Here is a 17826-nt window from a genome sequence, read left to right on the forward strand (position 1 = left end):
TAACGGGAGGCAAACGCGCCGTCTTCATCAATTCAAAACCACGGCGAAATCTCGGTTTTGCCATTGAGGTTCCTTTAAGCCCGTCGCCCCATGGTGTCGCGATCGTCAGGGATCCTCATGGCCACCACCTTTGTAAATCGATGGGACAGGGCGCGCGTTCTGTTATCGCCATGCTGAGCGTCCCGACCCTGTGGACGGCCTTCATCGTCAACTTTCTCGCGCTGGGCTTGATCTGGGCTTACGTCCTGCGCAGCTACCCCAACCTGGAAGCGGCCCGCTTTTGGACCGGATCGGCGCTCGTTGCCGCGGCGGGCGCGACGCTCGCGCTGATGCGCATCTATTTTGACGCGATGTTGCCGCTGCTGTTGGGCAGCGGCATGATCGTCTTCGCGATCTGTTTGAGCGCGATGGGCGTTCAGCGCTTCTATGATCAACCTGTGTCGTGGCGGAATACGGTGCTCACCGTCTTGCTGACCGGCGCTGCGGTCGCGTTCTTTGTCTATGTCTATGACAGCCAGCCGCTGCGAATCGTCGCGTATTCGATCGGCCAGTTCATACCGGTGTTTCTGATCGCGCGGCGGCTGCTCGACCCGCGGAAGGGCCGCGTCAATCCCGGCGCGCGGTTGGCCGGAGTTCTCGCCATTCTGCTCATGGCGATTTTCATGTTTCGTGTCGCCGGCAGCCTGACAGGTCTCGACTTCAACATCAGCCGCTCCAGCACCGTGCAGTCCGTCGCGGTGTTGGTCCTGATCTTCTTATCCATGTCGCTCAATTTCGGTTTCCTGCTGATGGCGGTCGACCGGCTCCGTAATGAGGTGGCCGATCTCGCGCTGCTCGATGATCTCACGGGGGTTGCCAATCGGCGTCATCTGATGCTGCGGCTCGGCGAAGAATGTGCGCGCTCGGAGCGTTCGGGCCGGCCATTTGCGCTGCTTGTGATCGACCTCGACGGCTTCAAGTTCATCAACGACACTTATGGCCATGCCGCGGGCGATGCCTGCCTGCAGCATTTCACCTTGATGACGCAGACCCGGCTGCGGCCCGGGGACATGCTTGCGCGGACCGGCGGGGACGAGTTCTGCATCGTGTTGCCGTCGTCCACCTTGCGCGAAGGGGAGATGATCGCGCGGCGCGTGCTGCAGGTCTGCCGCGAGGATGCGGAGGCTTGTACCGGCTCCGACATCCCGATCGCCGTCTCGATCGGCATCGCCGAATGGAGCGGCGAGGTCGGGGCCTTTCCGGACCGCTTGATCGCGCGCGCGGACCAGGCGCTGTACGTGGCGAAGAAGCAGGGCAAGAACGGCTATGCGCTCCATGACGGCGCTCCGTCACTTGCTCCCGATATGATCGCCGGCCTGCTGGGCGCACAGATCGCCCACGACGCTTCGGCATCCTGATGCAGCAAAGCCGGCGTCGCCGCCGGCTCCATTCATTGCTTCCGATGAGCGATCAGACAGAAGCCGCGCTTAGTGCGCAGCTTCCAAGGCTGCAGCTTCCTGCTTGGCGATCGTGCCCTTGACGGCCGACTGCACCTTCTCGAAGGCGCGAACCTCGATCTGGCGCACGCGCTCGCGGGAGACGCCGAACTCGGCGGCGAGATCCTCCAGCGTCATCGGGTCCTCTGCGAGCCGCCGCGCTTCGAAGATGCGGCGTTCGCGCGGGTTGAGCACGCCGATCGCGCCGTTCAGCGCCGCGCGGCGGTGATCATACTCCTCGTGCTCGGCCATGATGGCTTCCTGGTTGGGCGAGGTATCGACCAGCCAGTCCTGCCATTCGCCCGCCTCGCCGTCGTCGCGGATCGGCGCGTTCAGCGAGGCGTCGCCGCCGAGGCGGCGGTTCATGTCGACCACGTCCTGAGCGGTCACGCCGAGCCGCTTGGCGATCAGCTTGACCTGATCGGGGTGAAGATCGCCTTCGTCCAGCGCGGAGATCCGGCTCTTGGCCTTGCGCAGGTTGAAGAACAGCTTCTTCTGGTTCGCCGTGGTGCCCATCTTCACGAGCGACCAGGATCTCAGGATGTACTCTTGTATTGACGCCTTGATCCACCACATGGCGTAGGTGGCAAGACGAAATCCCTTCTCGGGCTCGAACCTTTTCACAGCCTGCATCAGGCCGACATTGCCTTCCGAGACGACTTCGGATATCGGCAAGCCATAGCCGCGGTAGCCCATGGCGATCTTGGCCACGAGCCGCAAGTGGCTGGTCACGAGTCGCTGCGCTGCGTCGCTGTCGTCATGCTCGCGCCAACGTTTGGCAAGCATGTACTCTTCCTGCGGTTCCAGCATCGGGAACTTGCGGATTTCGGCGAGGTAGCGAGAAAGTCCGGATTCTCCATTGAGAACCGGTAAAGTAGCTGTACGGGCCATTGAGCGCCCTCCAGTTGGTTCAGGCCCCCGATAGCGGCGGGCCAGGCAAGACGGTCGCTTTCTTAAAGCCGGCCAGCTTGCGATGTTCCTTGCGTCGGGTATTCGACGCGGACGCAACATACACTAAAATCATCCGCGGGTGGAAGGATAACAGGGGTCACGTCCCCGTGTGGCTGCCATAACATATTGTCATACTTACGTTTTTCTCAACAGTCTGCGTCATAGCGCCGCCCCCAGCGCGCCTCGCAAAGCTGCCAGATCGGGCGGAAGCTCGGATTCCCAGTGCATCAGCTCGCCGGTTCTGGGGTGTTCTATTACCAGAAGGTATGCATGTAGCGCTTGGCGGCCGAGGGACGCGAGGGCGGCCTGGGCCGCCGGGCTGAGCTGGCTCGCCTTGGTCTTGAAATGCGGGCCATAGACAGCGTCGCCAAGCAGCGGGTGGCCGAGATGCGCCAGGTGCACCCGGATCTGGTGGGTGCGGCCGGTCTCGAGACGGCAGGCCAAAAGAGCGGCGACCGGCTTGCCGTCGCGGCCGTTGAAGGTTTCCTGCACCTCGTAATGGGTGACGGCGTGGCGGCCGCGCTCGCGCACGGCCATCTTCTCGCGGGCGTGCGGGTGGCGGTCGATCGGCGCATCGATCGTGCCGTACTGACGGTGCGGCACGCCCCAGGCAAAGGCCAGATAGCCGCGTTCCATCAGCCCGGTGCGGCCGTGATCGGCGAACTGGGCGCTGAGGGATTGATGCGCCATGTCGTTCTTGGCGATCACCATCAGCCCCGATGTATCCTTGTCGAGGCGATGGACGATACCCGGCCGCTTGACGCCGCCGATGCCGGACAGGCTGGCGCCGCAATGGGCGATCAGCGCGTTCACCAGCGTTCCCGTCTCGTGGCCGACGGCGGGATGCACCACCAGCCCGGCCGGCTTGTCGATGACGATGATGTCCTCGTCCTCGTAGACGATATGAAGCGGGATGTTCTCGGCCGCGGGCTCGGCCGCCACCGCCTCCGGCACGTCGATTGTGATCGTGTCGCCGGCCGCGACATGGTAAGCGGGGTCACGAACCGCGACGGGGCTGGTTTGGCCGGGGTTGGTTCGGCCGATGCTGACCTGACCGATGCTGACTTGGCCCGCCAGGATCAGCGCCTTCAGCCGCGACCGTGACAGCTCCGGCAGCCTGCTTGCGAGTACGCGGTCGAGCCGCGACGAGCCCTCGTCGCCGGCGACGACGACCCTGACCGATCCTTGAGGACGAGAAGCCGAGATTTCCATGAACACTACCGTTGCGCCGGACGCATCATCCCCCGAGCAGGCTCAGCTGATGGCACGGCTGCGGCGCATGATGATGATTGCAGGGGTGACGACGTCGGTCGCGATCGCCGTCCTGCTGGTTGCCATCGGCTACCGCCTTTTCAAGGGCGAGGGAAGCGCCGCGTCCGGCCCCGATATCACGGCCGTGCTGCCCAAGGGCGCCCGGATCGTCGCGACCGCCACGGCCGGCGACCGCCTCGCCGTGACCCTGGACGTCGGCGGCACCACCGAAATCCGCACCTACGACGCCAAAACCCTGAAACCCACCGGCCGCCTGCGCTTCGCCGTCGAGCCGTGAGGGCGGAAAAGATATCTTTTCGGTCATACGGGGCGATCTCTCGCCGCGACAGCGGTGCGCCCCCCTCCCCCTTGCGGGGAGGGGTTGGGGGTGGGGTTCTCTCCACGAGGCGCCCCCCTCGGAAAACCCACCCACCCACCGACAACCTCACGGATAATTCCGCCGCCCGTCTTGCGGTGCGCCGATTTCGAGGCTATTCGGTTCACCTCACGCTCCCTTCGTCTAGCGGTTAGGACGCGGCCCTCTCAAGGCTGAAACAGGGGTTCGATTCCCCTAGGGAGCGCCAATATAATCAATAACTTAGCTCGAAATCATCGAAATCGTCGAATATCCGTCGAATAAGTGTCGGCGGACAGGGGCGGCTGTCCGCGACAGGCATCGCCGTTGTCAAGATTTGCCATTCCCTCACTCAGCTGGGCCACGGGCGGCTTTATGTTCGCTTGAACCACAGACTGCGAACTGAGGGCGGCCGGCGTCGGGATCGTTCCAGGCGGCCCAGTTATCCCTTTCAGTAATCATCGTTTCCGTATTGCCGAAATTGGTGCCAGACCAAAGTTCGGGTCTCCCGACCACACTTCAAACTACGATTGCGTTGTTTGCCGTCGTCGCTCGTCCAACGCTTTGACGTCCCGCGTCGAGGCCGCCTCACGAGGCCAGCGCCGACGAGGCTTGCACTCGAATCCGCATGGTGACCGCTACGGGCGCTGTGAGCACGGATCGCTCGGCCACGGAAATCGCCCGGCGGCCAGTACGCCAGTTAAAGTATCACGGAACACCATCGAGGGGCTTCGTCACACGTTATGGCTGCTCGCGGCCCCTCAGGTTAAGCAAAGCAAGCTACCCGGGGGCTTTGCACCGGCGGTTGCATTCGGTTAATTGTGCACGGGGAGTTCAGTGCCTACGCCGGTGGTAAAGTACTGAGGGGGGTTGATGAAAACGGTCATTGCCGCACCGAAGGCAGCCATGCTTATCGAGAGCATGAGGGACATCGGCTATTCCCTGGAAACTGCGCTTGCCGACGTGATCGACAACTCCATAACTGCCAAGGCAGGCCGGATCGATATTCTCACGGATCTGGAACATCTTCGGGTCGGCATCCTCGATAACGGCGAGGGAATGACCGAAGAACAATTGCTTGCTGCGATGCGGCCGGGAAGCACCAATCCGCGCGATGCGCGAAACCCTGTAGACCTTGGTCGGTTTGGTCTCGGGCTCAAGACTGCATCGTTCTCACAATGTCGGCGAGTGACGGTACTCACACGCGCGAAGGGGATCACGTCAGCCGCCATCTGGGACCTCGATTTCGTTGCTGAGAGGGATGACTGGCTCGTCCAGATTCCTGACGACGCTGCGGCTATCCCATGGGCGGACAGACTTCCGACAGCCGGCACTCTCGTTGTCTGGGAGAAGCTGGACCGCGTGCTGGAGCAGGACAAGACGGATGCCGCAATCCAGAGGTTCATCGGTCGCCTCGACGATTCACGCGATCATCTGGAGCTTGTATTTCATCGCTTTCTTTCCGGCGAACCTGGTTTAAAACGCATCGAAATCCGGTTGAACGAGCGTCCACTCTCTCCCTTCGATCCTTTTCACAGTTCACACCCCGCCACAATTGCGGAGCCGCTGACTCCGGAAGTCATCAAGGTTGGTGAATACACAGTCCAGGTGCAGACGTTCACGCTCCCTCACCATAAGAAGGTGACACCTCAGGAATGGGAACGATACGCCGGAAAGGCCGGCTATGTGAAAAACCAGGGCTTCTACGTGTACCGCCAGAAACGTCTGATCATCCATGGAACCTGGTTTGGCCTCGCGCGCCAGATGGAGCTGACAAAGCTCACGAGAGTACGCATCGATATGCCGAATGGACTCGATGCGGACTGGAAGATCGACGTCAAGAAAGCATCAGCTCAGCCTCCATACCAAGTTCGAGAGCGGCTGCGCCGAATTATCGAGACGATCGGCGCTACATCAAAGCGCGTGTACACGAGCCGCGGGCGGGTGCTGGTCACTGACAGCAGACTTCCCGTCTGGAACAGAGTGCAGGACAAAAACGAAATCTCCTATCGGATTAACGCGGATCATCCCGTTGTGGCGGAATTCGCCGGCGAGCTTTCGGATGAACAGAGGCAGGAGTTCACGAGCGTCATCGAACTGCTCGCATCCTCTCTTCCGATGGACGCGCTTTTTGCCGATCTCGGCGGTTCGCCAGACAAGGTGACCGGCCTAGAACTCTCCGATGATGCCCTTCGTCATGTCGTAACGACGACGGTCAGCAAGCTTCTGGAGACCGGTGTGAAACCGCACGAGATCATCGCAATGCTCGAAGTGACTGAGCCTTTCCGTTCGAATTGGGGTCGAGCAGAAGCAATTGCAGACGAATGTATTTATGGGAGAGATGAGGGTGTTGGAGAACCTGAAAAATCTCGAAGTTGCGGTTGAGGGCTTCCTGGCACGGGAAGCTGCGCCGACACCCGAGAAAATCCGTGAATTGATCAAGAATTTCCGGATCATTCCGACGTGCAACGTTTCCGACGATGATGCCGAGCGGCTGGCGCGGCATCTCGAAACCCGTCACGACGTAACGATGACCATTGGGGCAATGCTGACGAGCCGCGACTTCGAGCCGTGGCTCGAAGCGCGCCGCAGTGGCATCGAGCCATACTACTGGAGCAGGTACAGACGCCTTCTTGCCGAAAAGAACTACTCCTCGCAAGTGCTTGCGACGATGGACAATGTGACTGACCGGATTCTCGGACTGCTGGAGAATCCGGACAAGGAAGGCCCATGGGATCGGCGCGGCATGGTCGTAGGGCACGTGCAATCCGGTAAGACCGCAAATTATATCGGCCTCATTTGCAAGGCAGCAGACGCGGGCTATCGGATCATCGTCGTGATCGCGGGCATTCACAATAATCTTCGCAATCAGACGCAGGCTCGCATCGATGAAGGCTTTGTGGGACGCGACAGCGCGTCAAAGGTGACAGATCGCAACCGTCGCATCGTCGGCGTTGGTCGTTACGACAGCCGACACTTGCCTTGGACGTTCACGAATTCGGTACGAGACTTCAATCGCGTCGGTGCCGAACAGGTTGGTGGAAAGCTGTCCGACCTTCGGGTGCCAGCGGTTTTTGTCATCAAGAAAAACAGCAATACGCTGAAGAACCTTACCGACTGGCTCAAGGACTACAATGCACGCGGGGGTGGAAGAACAGTTGAAGCGCCGATGCTGCTGATCGACGACGAAGCTGACAATGCCTCGATCAACATCAAGCACGACAAGGGCGAAGTATCGAGGATCAACGGTCAGATTCGCGAATTGCTGCGAATGTTCGAGCGCAGCTGCTATGTCGGATACACGGCGACGCCCTTTGCAAACATCTTCATCAGTCCGGACACCGATGACGAAATGCTCGGCGAAGACCTGTTTCCACGGAATTTCATCGTGGGGCTTGACCCTCCCACCAATTACTTCGGCGCCGAACGCGTTTTCATCGACGAGCCGACATCATTCATCCGCCACATCGAGGACAACGAGGACTACCTTCCACTCAAGCATGAAAAGGACCTGCAGGTCACAAGCTTGCCGCCAAGCCTGATGAGGGCCGTGAGGACGTTCGTCGTCGCTCGCGCGATCCGTCTGGTTCGCGGTCAGGTCAATCAGCATTCTTCGATGCTGGTCAACGCCTCCCGCTTCACCGATGTACAACGGCAGATTCGTAACGAAATCCATGTGAAACTGGAAGCCATCCAGGCGAGCTGTCGTGTCAACGGCGCACTTTCCCAAGCGCAGGCCCTCAGAGACCCCGAAATCCGAGAGCTCCACGCTGTCTGGGAGGAAGAGTACAGCGATACAAATACCGAGTGGCCGCAAGTGCAAAAGGTGCTGCACGATGCCGCTTCACCCATTCGCGCAGTCGAGGTGAACAGCCGGTCATCCGGCACACTGAACTATACAGATCATGAGAAGACCGGTCTCAACGTGATCGCTGTCGGCGGATTCTCGCTCTCACGCGGACTGACCTTGGAAGGGTTGATGGTCAGCTACTTCCTGCGCAATTCGATGATGTACGACACCTTGATGCAGATGGGCCGCTGGTTTGGCTACCGTCCTGATTACGAGGACCTTTGCCGTGTGTGGATGCTGGACGAGGCGGAAAGCTGGTACCGTTACATTGCGGTGTCCATCGAGGAGTTGCGCGAGGAAATGCGGAAGATGGAGGAGGCGAACGCAACTCCGGAAGAGTTCGGGTTGAAGGTCCGCAGCCATCCGGACACGCTGATCGTGACGGCAAGGAACAAGATGGGCTCTGGCGAGCAGGTTGTCGTTCAGGTGGGCCTCGGCAATGAGTTCATCGAAACGACGGCCTTGAGGTGGGACGATGCCAGCCTCGAAACAAACCGCCGGGCCGCAATCAGCCTTGCCGAGCGGCTCGCGGCCGCTGGCAAATCGCTGGCAGGTTCAGACCCGGTGCCGGGAGGTCGCCTGCTGCGAAATGTGCCTGTCGGTCCGATTCTCGAATTTCTCACTGAGTTCCAGAACGATCCGCAATCCATGCTGACAGACCCTGTCCCGGTTCGCCGTTACATCGATGACCGTGCACGAGGCGAACTGAGGTCATGGGACATTCTGGTACCAAGCGTGTCACGCTTGGACCATGTTCCCTTGATTGACCGGTCACTCGGAATCGAGGTCACTTGCCAGCGGCGCAAGGCAGGTGAGCGGAGCCGGCCCGGAAGAACGTTGCTTGTCACGGACAACCAGCGTGTTGCGTCGCGAGGGGTCGAGAAGACCGGAGTTGACCCCGATGCGATCAAGACTGCCGAGGCAGAGTACCGCAAGAAAAAGAACCTCAGCGAAACCGACCTCCGCAACTATCCCGACAAGATCTATCGCGACAAGCGGCAACGTCCCCTGTTGATACTCCATCTGCTCGCAATCGGTGAGGCTGATACGGACCTCAGCGCGGAGAAACCCGTGGTCGCCTGGAGCATCAGCTTCCCGACAACCAGTCTTCCCGAGGATCGTGTCGAATACATCGTGAACACGACCTGGATGCGCGAAAACTACAGGAATGATATCGACGAGGACGAGATGGCGGGCGACGATGAGTGACGATCCGTGGAAGGACATCGCACCTCCAGCCACGGTGGATGCCTTCAGCGCGAAGCGCGTCGATCCTGATATTCCGTGGAACTTCTTCTGGGGCCGTGCGCTCGATCGCAAGTGCCTGCTCGTTCTTGCTCATGCTCCCGAATCTCTTCCAACCGGAAAGCTCCCCAAGCTGAAGGGAATCGAAATCACCGACGTGCCGCGTGGCGCCGGGGCGGAGCGGGTACTCCTGTTCAAGCTTCTCGAAGATACACATCGAGACATCTTCGAGCGGCTGTGTCGCGATATTGTAGGGTGCGCTACACGAGCGGCATCGGAACGAGAGGCAGTCGCTCTATCGCTCGCGCGAACATGGAGGTGGCATCATCTTCTCCGTGGCGGCTTGGATGGCAAGCTGAGTCCCGAGGAACAGAAGGGGCTGGCCGGCGAATTGCTCGTCATCGAGAGGCTTCTGCTCCAATGTCTCTCGCCAAGCGAAGTGCTGGATGCCTGGCGCGGGCCGCTTGGTTCGCCGAAGGATTTCGAAATAGGCCGGTTGTGTCTCGAAGTGAAGGCGCGCCGTGGCGCGGCTACACCCCAGATTGCCATCAGCTCTGCCGATCAGCTCGACACTGCGGGCATCGATGAACTCTACCTTTATGTGGTCGAACTGGACCAGGCACCAGCCGACACTTTCCAGAGCTTCACGCTGACCGAGCTCGCAGCCCGAGTGCGCGACCGTCTGCTCCTCGGCGATGCCGGTGTGGCAGATGTCCTGGACCGGCTGCTTGCGGCGACCGGGTTCGGCTGGCTTGATGATTATTCGGACTCAAGGTGGGTGGAGGGGCAGAGCCATATCTTCCGGCTAGCCGACGGGTTTCCGAGGCTGGGGTCAAGCTCGTTGCCTCCGGGCGTTACCAATGTCAGATATTCGATTTCGCTTCAGGATTGTGTACCATTCGTGATTGATGATTGCGGCTTGATTGATGCCGTGAGAGCGAGGCGCAATGGCGGAGGAGCTTGAGGAATTCCACAAGGATTTCTTCCAGGGCGTCCACGGCCTAGCGGATGCAGACGGTCGCTGGGCCGAGCATGCGTTCTTTGAATTGTTCACGTCACAGCTGGTCGAAGCGGGTGAGCTCGAAACCGCTGATCGTGCTCCTTACACCTCCCCGCGCGGCGTGCGCGTTGATGGCTACGGTGGCGATCCGGCATCTGCCGAGGGCGTACTCAGTCTCATCATTCTAGACTTCAATCAGTCTGATCGCATTGGAACACTCACGGCGTCGGAGATGGACGCCATTTTCAAGCGTCTAACCAATTTTCTGACGCGATCTCTCGACGCGACGCATCGGAACTCCTTCGAGGAATCGACTGCAGCCTTCGGACTTGCAGACCTGATCGCCAAGCGATGGCCGAACATTTCGAAGGTGAGGATGTTCCTTTTATCGAACCGCGTTCTCAGTAACCGCGTCGATGGGCGCGAAGCGGGTGAGTTCAGAGGCGTTCCCCTCACATACAGCGTGTGGGATCTTGGACGATTGTACCGATTTGTCGAAACCGGACGAGGTCGGGAGGAGATTCTGATTGATCTCGAGACCGACTTCGGCGGACCGCTGTCGGCGCTGCCCGCACATCTCAATGATGCAGGCTACGAGGCCTATTTGATCGTCATTCCGGGCAAGCAGCTCGCCGCCATCTACGACAGGTGGGGAGCGCGTCTCCTCGAACGGAACGTGCGTGTCTTCCTTCAGGCACGTGGTAACGTGAACAAGGGCATCCGAAATACCATCGAGAATGACCCCGAGATGTTCTTTGCCTACAACAACGGCATCACCGCCACCGCCGAAAAGCTCACGACAAAGATGTCGGATGGCGGGCTGCTCATCACCGAATTGCAGAACCTCCAGATTGTCAACGGAGGTCAGACCACGGCTTCAATACATGCTGCGAGCCGCAAAAAGGATGTCGATCTCTCACGCGTCTTTGTTCAAATGAAACTGTCCGTCGTCGAGTCGGCGAAGGCCATCGAGGTCGTCCCTAAAATATCCGAATTTGCCAACAGTCAGAACAGGGTAAATGCGGCCGACTTTTTCGCAAACCATCCTTACCACGTGCAGCTTGAAAAGTTCTCCAGAACCACATTCGCGCCTTCGCCTGACGGTACATTCCGGGAATCGAAGTGGTTTTACGAACGCGCGAGAGGCCAGTTTCAGGATGCTCGCGCCTTGCTCAACCCGAGCCAACGCAAGAAGTTTGATCTGGAGTATCCCAAGAGCCAGGTCTTCTCGAAGACGGACTTGGCGAAATTTCTCAATCTCTGGCTTGGCCACCCTGACATTGTGAGCCGTGGCGCGCAAAAGAACTTTGCGCATTTTGCGGCGGGCATTGGCAAGGCGTGGAGCAAGAATCCCGATCATTTCAACAAGCGATACTATACCGAGGCAGTCGCCAAGGCGATCGTCTTCCGGGAGACCGAGAAGCTCGTCACCGAGCAGTCGTGGTATGAAGGCGGGTATCGCGCAAACGTTGTGGCCTATGCGATCGCCAAGATCGCCCACGACGTTGAGGAGAGGGAGCGCGTTGTCAATTTCGAAGGTATCTGGCGAAAGCAGGGAATCTCGGCCGCATTCAAGGATGCGCTAACGATAGCAGCAAAGGCATGCCATGACGTGCTTGTCACACCTCCGCCCGGGATGAGCAATGTGACGGAATGGGCGAAGCAACAGGCCTGCTGGAGCCGGATTTCAGCACTGGAAATCACGTGGCCGAAGACTTTCCTGCGAGAACTGATAACTCGGGAGGAAGAACAAGAAAACCAGTCGGATGCCGAGAAGGATCAACGGCTTTTGAATGGGATTGAAGCGCAAACGGTAGTTGTACAGGCAGGTGGCCCGCTTTGGCGCACGGTCAGGGAATGGGGCGTCTCGCGCCGACTGCTAACGCCAACAGAAGCCGGTATCCTGGATGTTGCTGCGTCCATTCCCAACCGCCTACCCAGCGAGAAGCAAAGCCTTATTGCAATCGAGACCCTGAAGAAGATGCACAGCGAAGGTTGCCAGATTGGCGTCGAGCTTCTGAATGGCAAGGGAATTGCAACTTAGGAAGGAGCTGGGACTATCTTGCAAGATCATCCGCCCCATTCGACACACCTTGAACTCGACCTTTCCGACGCTTGGTTGTCGGACCTTGTCGAGCTCGATATCCGTAGTCTCGAGACCGCAACGGTGTATCTGCCACTGCCGAGCGTCGGCAGTACGAACATGCACTCCGATATCTGTGCGGACTACCTTGATGCTTCATGGGCGGCAGAAAAGTTAGCCGCTGCTGCCGATAAGGCGACAGTCCGTGACGACTACGAAATTCGGCATAAGACCCGGCTCAAGTTGGAGTTGCTTGGCATTCATCCCGAGTTCCTTGGTGCGATCGAGGACTCAATTGTGCTGTTTCAAGGAGGTGACGAGAGGGAAGATCGTTACAAGGAAATACGGAATACCGTCTACGAATTTGAGGAAAACCTGGATACCTACAATCCGGCACTTCCCGAAATCATAGATGACTATTTCGCGAACCTTGTGAATGGCGCATATTACGAATATCGCAGCGAATCGCCGGATTATTACGAGTCAGAGATTGCAAAGTACCCAGAGCGTCAACTCGGATTTCATAAGACCGCTTTGAGCCATCGCTTGGGAGCGTCGAGCTTCGTTTCGAAAGATAGTTGGCTTGTCCCTGCTTCTGTTGGCGTCGATCATTTTTTTGAAACGACAGAGCAGAAATACCGATTGGATGATTTTGTCACTGGGACAATCTTCATGATTGGAGGCAAGTCGTTCGTGCGTTCGGACGAGCTGACAGCCTATTTTCCGATGAGCCAGTATTTCAAGTCTCGAGTCTGCGCCAGCTTCGCGCTGCGAGACGACGAAGACACGTGGCCCTGGGACTGGAACGATGCTGTCTTCACGCACGCGCCGTTCCGTGAAAGGCTTCCGCCTCATGTCCCGGATGAATTTCGAGCGGGCCGGGAGACGCGCGAGCGTTGCCTTGTCCATCCAACCGGGACTCTCGTGATACTTGATGATGACCGGTTTCGGCATTTTCTGTACGATACCGCGCCCCTCAATCTCGTCGCAGTCAAGCAGGTTCATGAGGAGCTGGCTGAGCTTGCTGGATCGCTCGCCCCCTTGATCGGACTGTCACCGTCATTGTCATGTGATTGGAGCTCACTCACAGATGAGGACTTTGAGCAGCTTTGCTATGACTTGATTTTTGCACATCCAAAATTTGATTCGGACACCATCAGGAAACTTGGAAAATCCAGGTCGCGCGATGGGGGACGCGACATCGAGGTTCACGAAGTGGCGGTCCATCCGGGAGCGCGACCGAGAAAGTGGTTGTTTCAGTGCAAGTTGATTACAGATAGGTCCTCGCTAACTGCTCGCAAGCTTCAGGATTTAGGCGACATGCTCGAGATCCACGGAGCTGAAGGGTTCGGAGTAATGACCTCGGCGCCGATCGATGCAACGCTTTACGACAAGATGAATGCAATTTGCGGCAAGCGGGGGCTGTCCCAGCTTCATTTTTCGAAGCTCGAAATTGAACGAGCACTGGTGCGTTATCCGAGTGTGCGCGATCGTTACTTTCGAGAGCAGCCAATCGACCAATAGTCCTCGTCGGCTTGGTCGCGGATCAGTGGATCTACGTTTTGATGTCGAGCATTGTGTTGATAAGGCGTGGCCTGTTGGCGTAGTATGTCGCTTTGCGATCGGCGGCGTCCGGCGCAGAGCTCTCATCGAGCGCGATATAGAGTAGAAGCCTTCTTTGCGATATCCGATGTCCTGGCGGAGCGCTTTGCTTGTATGATTGTTTTGTCCATGGGCGGCTATTCTGTCGATAAGGTGGCCCCCGTCTCTGACTACTGTCTGATACCCTCTCCGAGAGGGAACCGGCGAGGGTGGAAACAGGATGGCATCTCGGCGGGAAGGTAGACTTGGCACGTCGGTAGCTCCTACGAGCGGGAGCGAGCCGAGTCCGCGGTTCGATATCATAAGCCGGGAGCATCGCAGTGCCCTCATGGGCCGCATCAAGGGCCGCAATACCGGCCCGGAGCTGACGGTCCGCAGGCTCCTGCATGCGATGGGTTACCGGTTTCGGCTGCATGCCCAGGATTTGCCGGGAAAACCCGACGTCGTCTTCCGGCGCAGGCGAGTGGCCGTTTTCGTCCACGGCTGTTTCTGGCATCGCCATGACTGCGGGCTGGCCTACGTGCCCAAAACTCGCTCCGAATTTTGGCAGCGGAAATTCGACGGCAACATAGCCAGGGATATAAGAAACAAGCGGGAACTTGAAGCGGCAGGCTGGAAAGTTGTGTTGATTTGGGAATGTCAGCTGGACGATCTCTCCTCCTTAGCAAGAAGGTTTGCGAAGGCTCTTGGGCCGCCGGGGTCAGTGGACCCTACGGTCGGTGCGTCCTCGAGCCGAGCCGTGGCGGGGCGAAAGGCTCACGACTAGGCGAATCCGGGACCGTATAAGCCATCGGTACGGCTGTTCCTCGCAGACTCATAGGGCTGCATATGAGCTAGCGGGTGGTGACCATTTCTAAGCCGGAGGTGCCCTAGCGTCGAGTGGCCAGGACATGCCTTTGACCTGATATTCCGTCGAACAGCAGAATCGAGCCTGCACGTGCGAAGTCGAAAAGAATGATGCGGTACCGAGAATACTCGCCGGCTGCTGACCTCGGTAAGACAATCTCCTTCGAACGACCGACCAGCTTTTCTCGCTAGAAGAAGCCGCCTGGATCGCGGGTAACTAGGGGTGAAGCATCGCCAGCGATCCCAAGTGACGGCTCGCGTACCGCGTAGTTTTCGGATCACCTGTTGCGTGCGTCTAGTGATATCGATACCGTTCATCCCACGCTCTCCCCGAGAAATCCAAAGCGGACCTGGCAATTTCCCCTGAACCTGGTAACTTGCGAGGCTGTCCCGGTTTGCATGATGGAATCGCCCGTCAATGAATTCGTCGTCAGCCGTCGCTTTTAAATGCAAGCGGCTCAGCAATCCTATGGCCCGACCACGGGTTCTCGACCTGTTCGCGGGCTGCGGGGGACTGAGCCTCGGTTTCCAGACGGCTGGCTGCGACATCGCGGCTGCGCTGGAAGTTGACGAGCTGGCGGCGCGTTCGCATGCGATCAACTTCTTTAAGAATGCGTCAAAGGACGTCATTGAGCATCACGCCACGCCCCGCGATGTTGCCGAGCTCGAGCCGGAAGAGATTGTTTCCGAATTCGGCTTGGGGGAAACAGCCGAGTCCATCGACATCATCGTGGGCGGGCCACCCTGCCAAGCCTACGCTCGCGTGGGTCGCGCGAAACTCCGTGAGGTGGCGGACCATCCACGCGCATTCAAGATCGATCCGCGGGGAAATCTGTATCTGCGCTATCTTCACTACGTCGACCGGCTCAAACCGCTCGCGATTCTCTTTGAAAATGTTCCGGACGTTCTGAACTATGGCGGGCACAACGTCGTTCAGGAGATCGTCGAGGCGCTTGACGACATGGGCTATGAGGCGGCTTACTCGCTGATCAATGCAGCCCATCACGGTGTCCCGCAGATGCGAGATCGCGTATATATGATCGCGTATCGTAGGGAGCTTGGCGCAACTATCAGCTTTCCTCGCGCAACGCATCACTGCGATCTCCCTTCGGGATACGCCGGGACTCGTGCCGTCTCGTTGAAGCTGATAAATGGCTCCGATGGATATGCCTTCGTCAAGCCTGACACCGGACACGAAGAACTACCACCTGCAGTCACCGCTCGCGAGGCTCTCAGCGATCTGCCGCCAGTCACGGCGCATCTCGAAGGTAAACTGAAGCGAGGAGCACGTCGGTTTACCGAAGCGGTTCGGTATCGCAGGACGGCCTGGGAGAACCTGTCCCCCTACGCCCGGCTGATGCGTTCCTGGCCAGAGTTCGAGGCTCGTGATGGCATATACGATCACGTGCTGCGCTACCTGCCTCGTGACGCTCAGATCTTCAGGGCTATGGCGCCGGGGGACGAATACCCAGCAGCTCATCGTCTCGCATCGCAGTTGTTTCACGCGGCCGCGCGTCGAGACGGACTTGCCCCTTCCACACCCCGGTGGCGCATGCTTCGCGACTCTATGGTCCCTCCGTATGACCCGACGAAATTTCCAAATCGATGGTGGAAGCTAAAGGCAAATGGACCGGTCCGGACGCTTACTGCCCACATCGGAAAGGACACCTATACGCATATCCACTACGACAGCGACCAAGCGCGGGTGATCACGGTGAGGGAAGCGGCCCGGCTTCAGTCATTCCCGGACGGCTTTGTCTTTGCCGGCACCATGAACCCGGCATTTCGGCAAATCGGCAATTCAGTGCCCCCCGTCATGGCGCGTGAGATCGCGATCGAAATGGTCTCCAGTCTTCGAGCCGCCTTGATGCCTTCAAGCGTTGCCGCTGAATAGGATCAAAAAGCCGTGTCAATCACACGCCGCTCGTGCCGCGAAAGCTCGTCAAACGACGTGATTTCGGCGACCCGTCAGTCGTCGTTCGCGCGCTGCGCGGCTATCGCCACGCCACCGAAGAGCGTAGCGTCTCGGCCATCCGGCTTCGATCCTTAGCGTACGACACTGTGTCGCTCGCCGGAGCCACTCGCTCGCGGTCTCGCCACCATTGCATGCCGGCGTCGTTTTCACTGTCCCGTGTTCGAGTGCCTTCTTGACCGGTCTCGCGACTGCACTCGGTCCCGGGTCCCGCCACTGCGCGTCGGCGCTATGCTGACCCTCCTGCGGGTGCCTTTTTGATCCTCTCAATGTTAGCTCTAATTTCACCGCGCCGGGCTGCCACCGTTTTCACAGCCGAGAGAGAGCATTGCTAGTACGCAGATAGGGGCGACTTCTTCACGGCCATCGCTGCTCCGCAAAGAGCGAACCAGCGGGACCATCGCTCCGATAGGCTGCACCCGAAAGGTCGAGCTTGCTGCCAAGCTGATCGTTCCAGCCACATCTTTGACCGCGGCAAAGCTAATGCGGAAGAAGCGTTCGAGTTCGTTGCCGGGATGCGCAGTTTCTGCCGTTGATCGTCGCGAAAGCGTATGATCGACCGAGCCCAGTTCGCCTTCTGAGCGGTTAGGTCGATAGCATTATCTACGTCACCACGTTCGTGACGCGTCCGACGCCGACCTCGAACGGCTGATCAGGCCCGAGGGACGGAAGATTCTCGATCGCCTTCCCGCAACGGCTCGGGCCAGCTTTTTTCCCCTGCCGCGAACGCGCGGCATTCCTCGCGGAAGCCAATAAAGCAAGCCTTCGCCGTCCTCCGCTGCGCTGCGGGCCTGCCGGCTGCGGGCCGATCGCCCTCGGCACAAGAAGCGCCATCGAGGCCGCGATGGGCGCGGCCCGAGCAAAACAGACGGAGATCACCATGGCGACCATCGGCACCTTCACCGCATCGGAAGACGGCTACACCGGCATGATCAAGACACTGTCGCTGAGCATCAAGGTCAAGTTCGTCGCATTCCAGAAGGACAGCGACAAGGCGCCAGACTATCGCATCTTTGCAGGCTCCACCGAGTTCGGCGCAGCATGGAGAAAGACCGCCCGCGACAGCGACCGTGAATATCTTTCGGTCAAGCTCGACGATCCGAGCTTCCCCGCGCCGATCTACGCCTCGCTGGTCAAGGTTGAGGGCGACGACAGCTTCACGCTGATCTGGTCGCGCCGCGCCGGCGACTAACCGA

Annotated in this window: 12 protein-coding genes and 1 tRNA gene; 11 read left to right on the top strand and 2 right to left on the bottom strand. The window is 59.0% G+C overall.

All coding sequences use genetic code 11. The features are described 5' to 3' along the window. The first annotated feature begins 170 nt into the window (after nucleotides 1-170). The gene (locus QX034_RS16770) at nucleotides 171-1397 is read left to right on the top strand and encodes a GGDEF domain-containing protein (RefSeq protein WP_315701438.1); all 1227 of its coding nucleotides are present in this window, start codon (nucleotides 171-173) and stop codon (nucleotides 1395-1397) included. A gap of 69 nt (nucleotides 1398-1466) precedes the next feature. Here QX034_RS16770 and rpoH read toward each other — a convergent pair whose 3' ends face one another. Next, nucleotides 1467-2366 (bottom strand): RNA polymerase sigma factor RpoH, encoded by a 900-nt coding sequence (gene rpoH, locus QX034_RS16775; protein ID WP_315703097.1) that lies wholly within the window; start codon nucleotides 2364-2366, stop codon nucleotides 1467-1469. Nucleotides 2367-2585: 219 nt separating this feature from the next. Then, nucleotides 2586-3638: an RluA family pseudouridine synthase gene (locus tag QX034_RS16780; protein ID WP_315701437.1), complete on the bottom strand. Its 1053-nt coding sequence runs from the start codon at nucleotides 3636-3638 to the stop codon at nucleotides 2586-2588. Here QX034_RS16780 and QX034_RS16785 point away from each other — a divergent pair. The 10 genes from QX034_RS16785 (at nucleotide 3637) to QX034_RS16830 (ending at nucleotide 17822) form a co-directional block, all read left to right on the top strand. Continuing rightward, nucleotides 3637-3975 (top strand): hypothetical protein, encoded by a 339-nt coding sequence (locus QX034_RS16785; protein ID WP_315701436.1) that lies wholly within the window; start codon nucleotides 3637-3639, stop codon nucleotides 3973-3975. The two genes, QX034_RS16780 and QX034_RS16785, sit on opposite strands and share 2 nt — an antisense overlap. 211 nt (nucleotides 3976-4186) lie before the next feature. Beyond that, nucleotides 4187-4261: transfer RNA gene (locus QX034_RS16790), tRNA-Glu, on the top strand. 644 nt (nucleotides 4262-4905) lie between these two features. After that, complete coding sequence (locus QX034_RS16795) at nucleotides 4906-6417, top strand: ATP-binding protein (protein WP_316195585.1); 1512 nt, start codon at nucleotides 4906-4908, stop codon at nucleotides 6415-6417. After that, nucleotides 6374-9091, top strand: coding sequence for a Z1 domain-containing protein (locus QX034_RS16800; RefSeq protein WP_316196080.1), 2718 nt, complete (start codon nucleotides 6374-6376; stop codon nucleotides 9089-9091). The genes QX034_RS16795 and QX034_RS16800 overlap by 44 nt, the downstream gene beginning before the upstream one ends. Next, the gene (locus tag QX034_RS16805) at nucleotides 9084-10091 is read left to right on the top strand and encodes a PD-(D/E)XK motif protein (protein ID WP_316195587.1); all 1008 of its coding nucleotides are present in this window, start codon (nucleotides 9084-9086) and stop codon (nucleotides 10089-10091) included. The genes QX034_RS16800 and QX034_RS16805 overlap by 8 nt, the downstream gene beginning before the upstream one ends. Next, entirely contained in the window at nucleotides 10075-12171 is a 2097-nt protein-coding gene (locus QX034_RS16810; protein WP_316195589.1) for an AIPR family protein, read from the top strand. The genes QX034_RS16805 and QX034_RS16810 overlap by 17 nt, the downstream gene beginning before the upstream one ends. An 18-nt stretch (nucleotides 12172-12189) precedes the next feature. Next, nucleotides 12190-13734, top strand: coding sequence for a hypothetical protein (locus QX034_RS16815; protein WP_316195591.1), 1545 nt, complete (start codon nucleotides 12190-12192; stop codon nucleotides 13732-13734). 379 nt (nucleotides 13735-14113) lie between these two features. Beyond that, nucleotides 14114-14578 (top strand): very short patch repair endonuclease, encoded by a 465-nt coding sequence (locus tag QX034_RS16820; RefSeq protein ID WP_316196082.1) that lies wholly within the window; start codon nucleotides 14114-14116, stop codon nucleotides 14576-14578. A gap of 498 nt (nucleotides 14579-15076) precedes the next feature. Continuing rightward, nucleotides 15077-16552 carry a DNA cytosine methyltransferase gene (locus tag QX034_RS16825; RefSeq protein ID WP_316195593.1) on the top strand — a complete coding sequence of 492 codons (1476 nt, stop codon included), beginning with the start codon at nucleotides 15077-15079 and terminating at the stop codon, nucleotides 16550-16552. Nucleotides 16553-17510: 958 nt separating this feature from the next. Further along, nucleotides 17511-17822, top strand: a complete 312-nt coding sequence (locus QX034_RS16830; RefSeq protein ID WP_316195595.1) for a DUF736 domain-containing protein — start codon at nucleotides 17511-17513, stop codon at nucleotides 17820-17822. Nucleotides 17823-17826 lie beyond the last annotated feature (4 nt).

The organism is Bradyrhizobium sp. SZCCHNR3119, assembly GCF_032487775.1.
Lineage (GTDB): Bacteria > Pseudomonadota > Alphaproteobacteria > Rhizobiales > Xanthobacteraceae > Bradyrhizobium.

Bases quoted from the DNA above. Each gene is read 5' to 3' on its own strand.
- QX034_RS16770 (WP_315701438.1), top strand. From the start codon at position 171: ATGCTGAGCGTCCCGACCCTGTGGACGGCCTTCATCGTCAACTTTCTC.
- rpoH (WP_315703097.1), bottom strand. From the start codon at position 2,366: ATGGCCCGTACAGCTACTTTACCGGTTCTCAATGGAGAATCCGGACTT.
- QX034_RS16785 (WP_315701436.1), top strand. From the start codon at position 3,637: ATGAACACTACCGTTGCGCCGGACGCATCATCCCCCGAGCAGGCTCAG.
- QX034_RS16780 (WP_315701437.1), bottom strand. From the start codon at position 3,638: ATGGAAATCTCGGCTTCTCGTCCTCAAGGATCGGTCAGGGTCGTCGTC.
- QX034_RS16795 (WP_316195585.1), top strand. From the start codon at position 4,906: ATGAAAACGGTCATTGCCGCACCGAAGGCAGCCATGCTTATCGAGAGC.
- QX034_RS16800 (WP_316196080.1), top strand. From the start codon at position 6,374: ATGAGGGTGTTGGAGAACCTGAAAAATCTCGAAGTTGCGGTTGAGGGC.
- QX034_RS16805 (WP_316195587.1), top strand. From the start codon at position 9,084: ATGAGTGACGATCCGTGGAAGGACATCGCACCTCCAGCCACGGTGGAT.
- QX034_RS16810 (WP_316195589.1), top strand. From the start codon at position 10,075: ATGGCGGAGGAGCTTGAGGAATTCCACAAGGATTTCTTCCAGGGCGTC.
- QX034_RS16825 (WP_316195593.1), top strand. From the start codon at position 15,077: ATGAATTCGTCGTCAGCCGTCGCTTTTAAATGCAAGCGGCTCAGCAAT.
- QX034_RS16830 (WP_316195595.1), top strand. From the start codon at position 17,511: ATGGCGACCATCGGCACCTTCACCGCATCGGAAGACGGCTACACCGGC.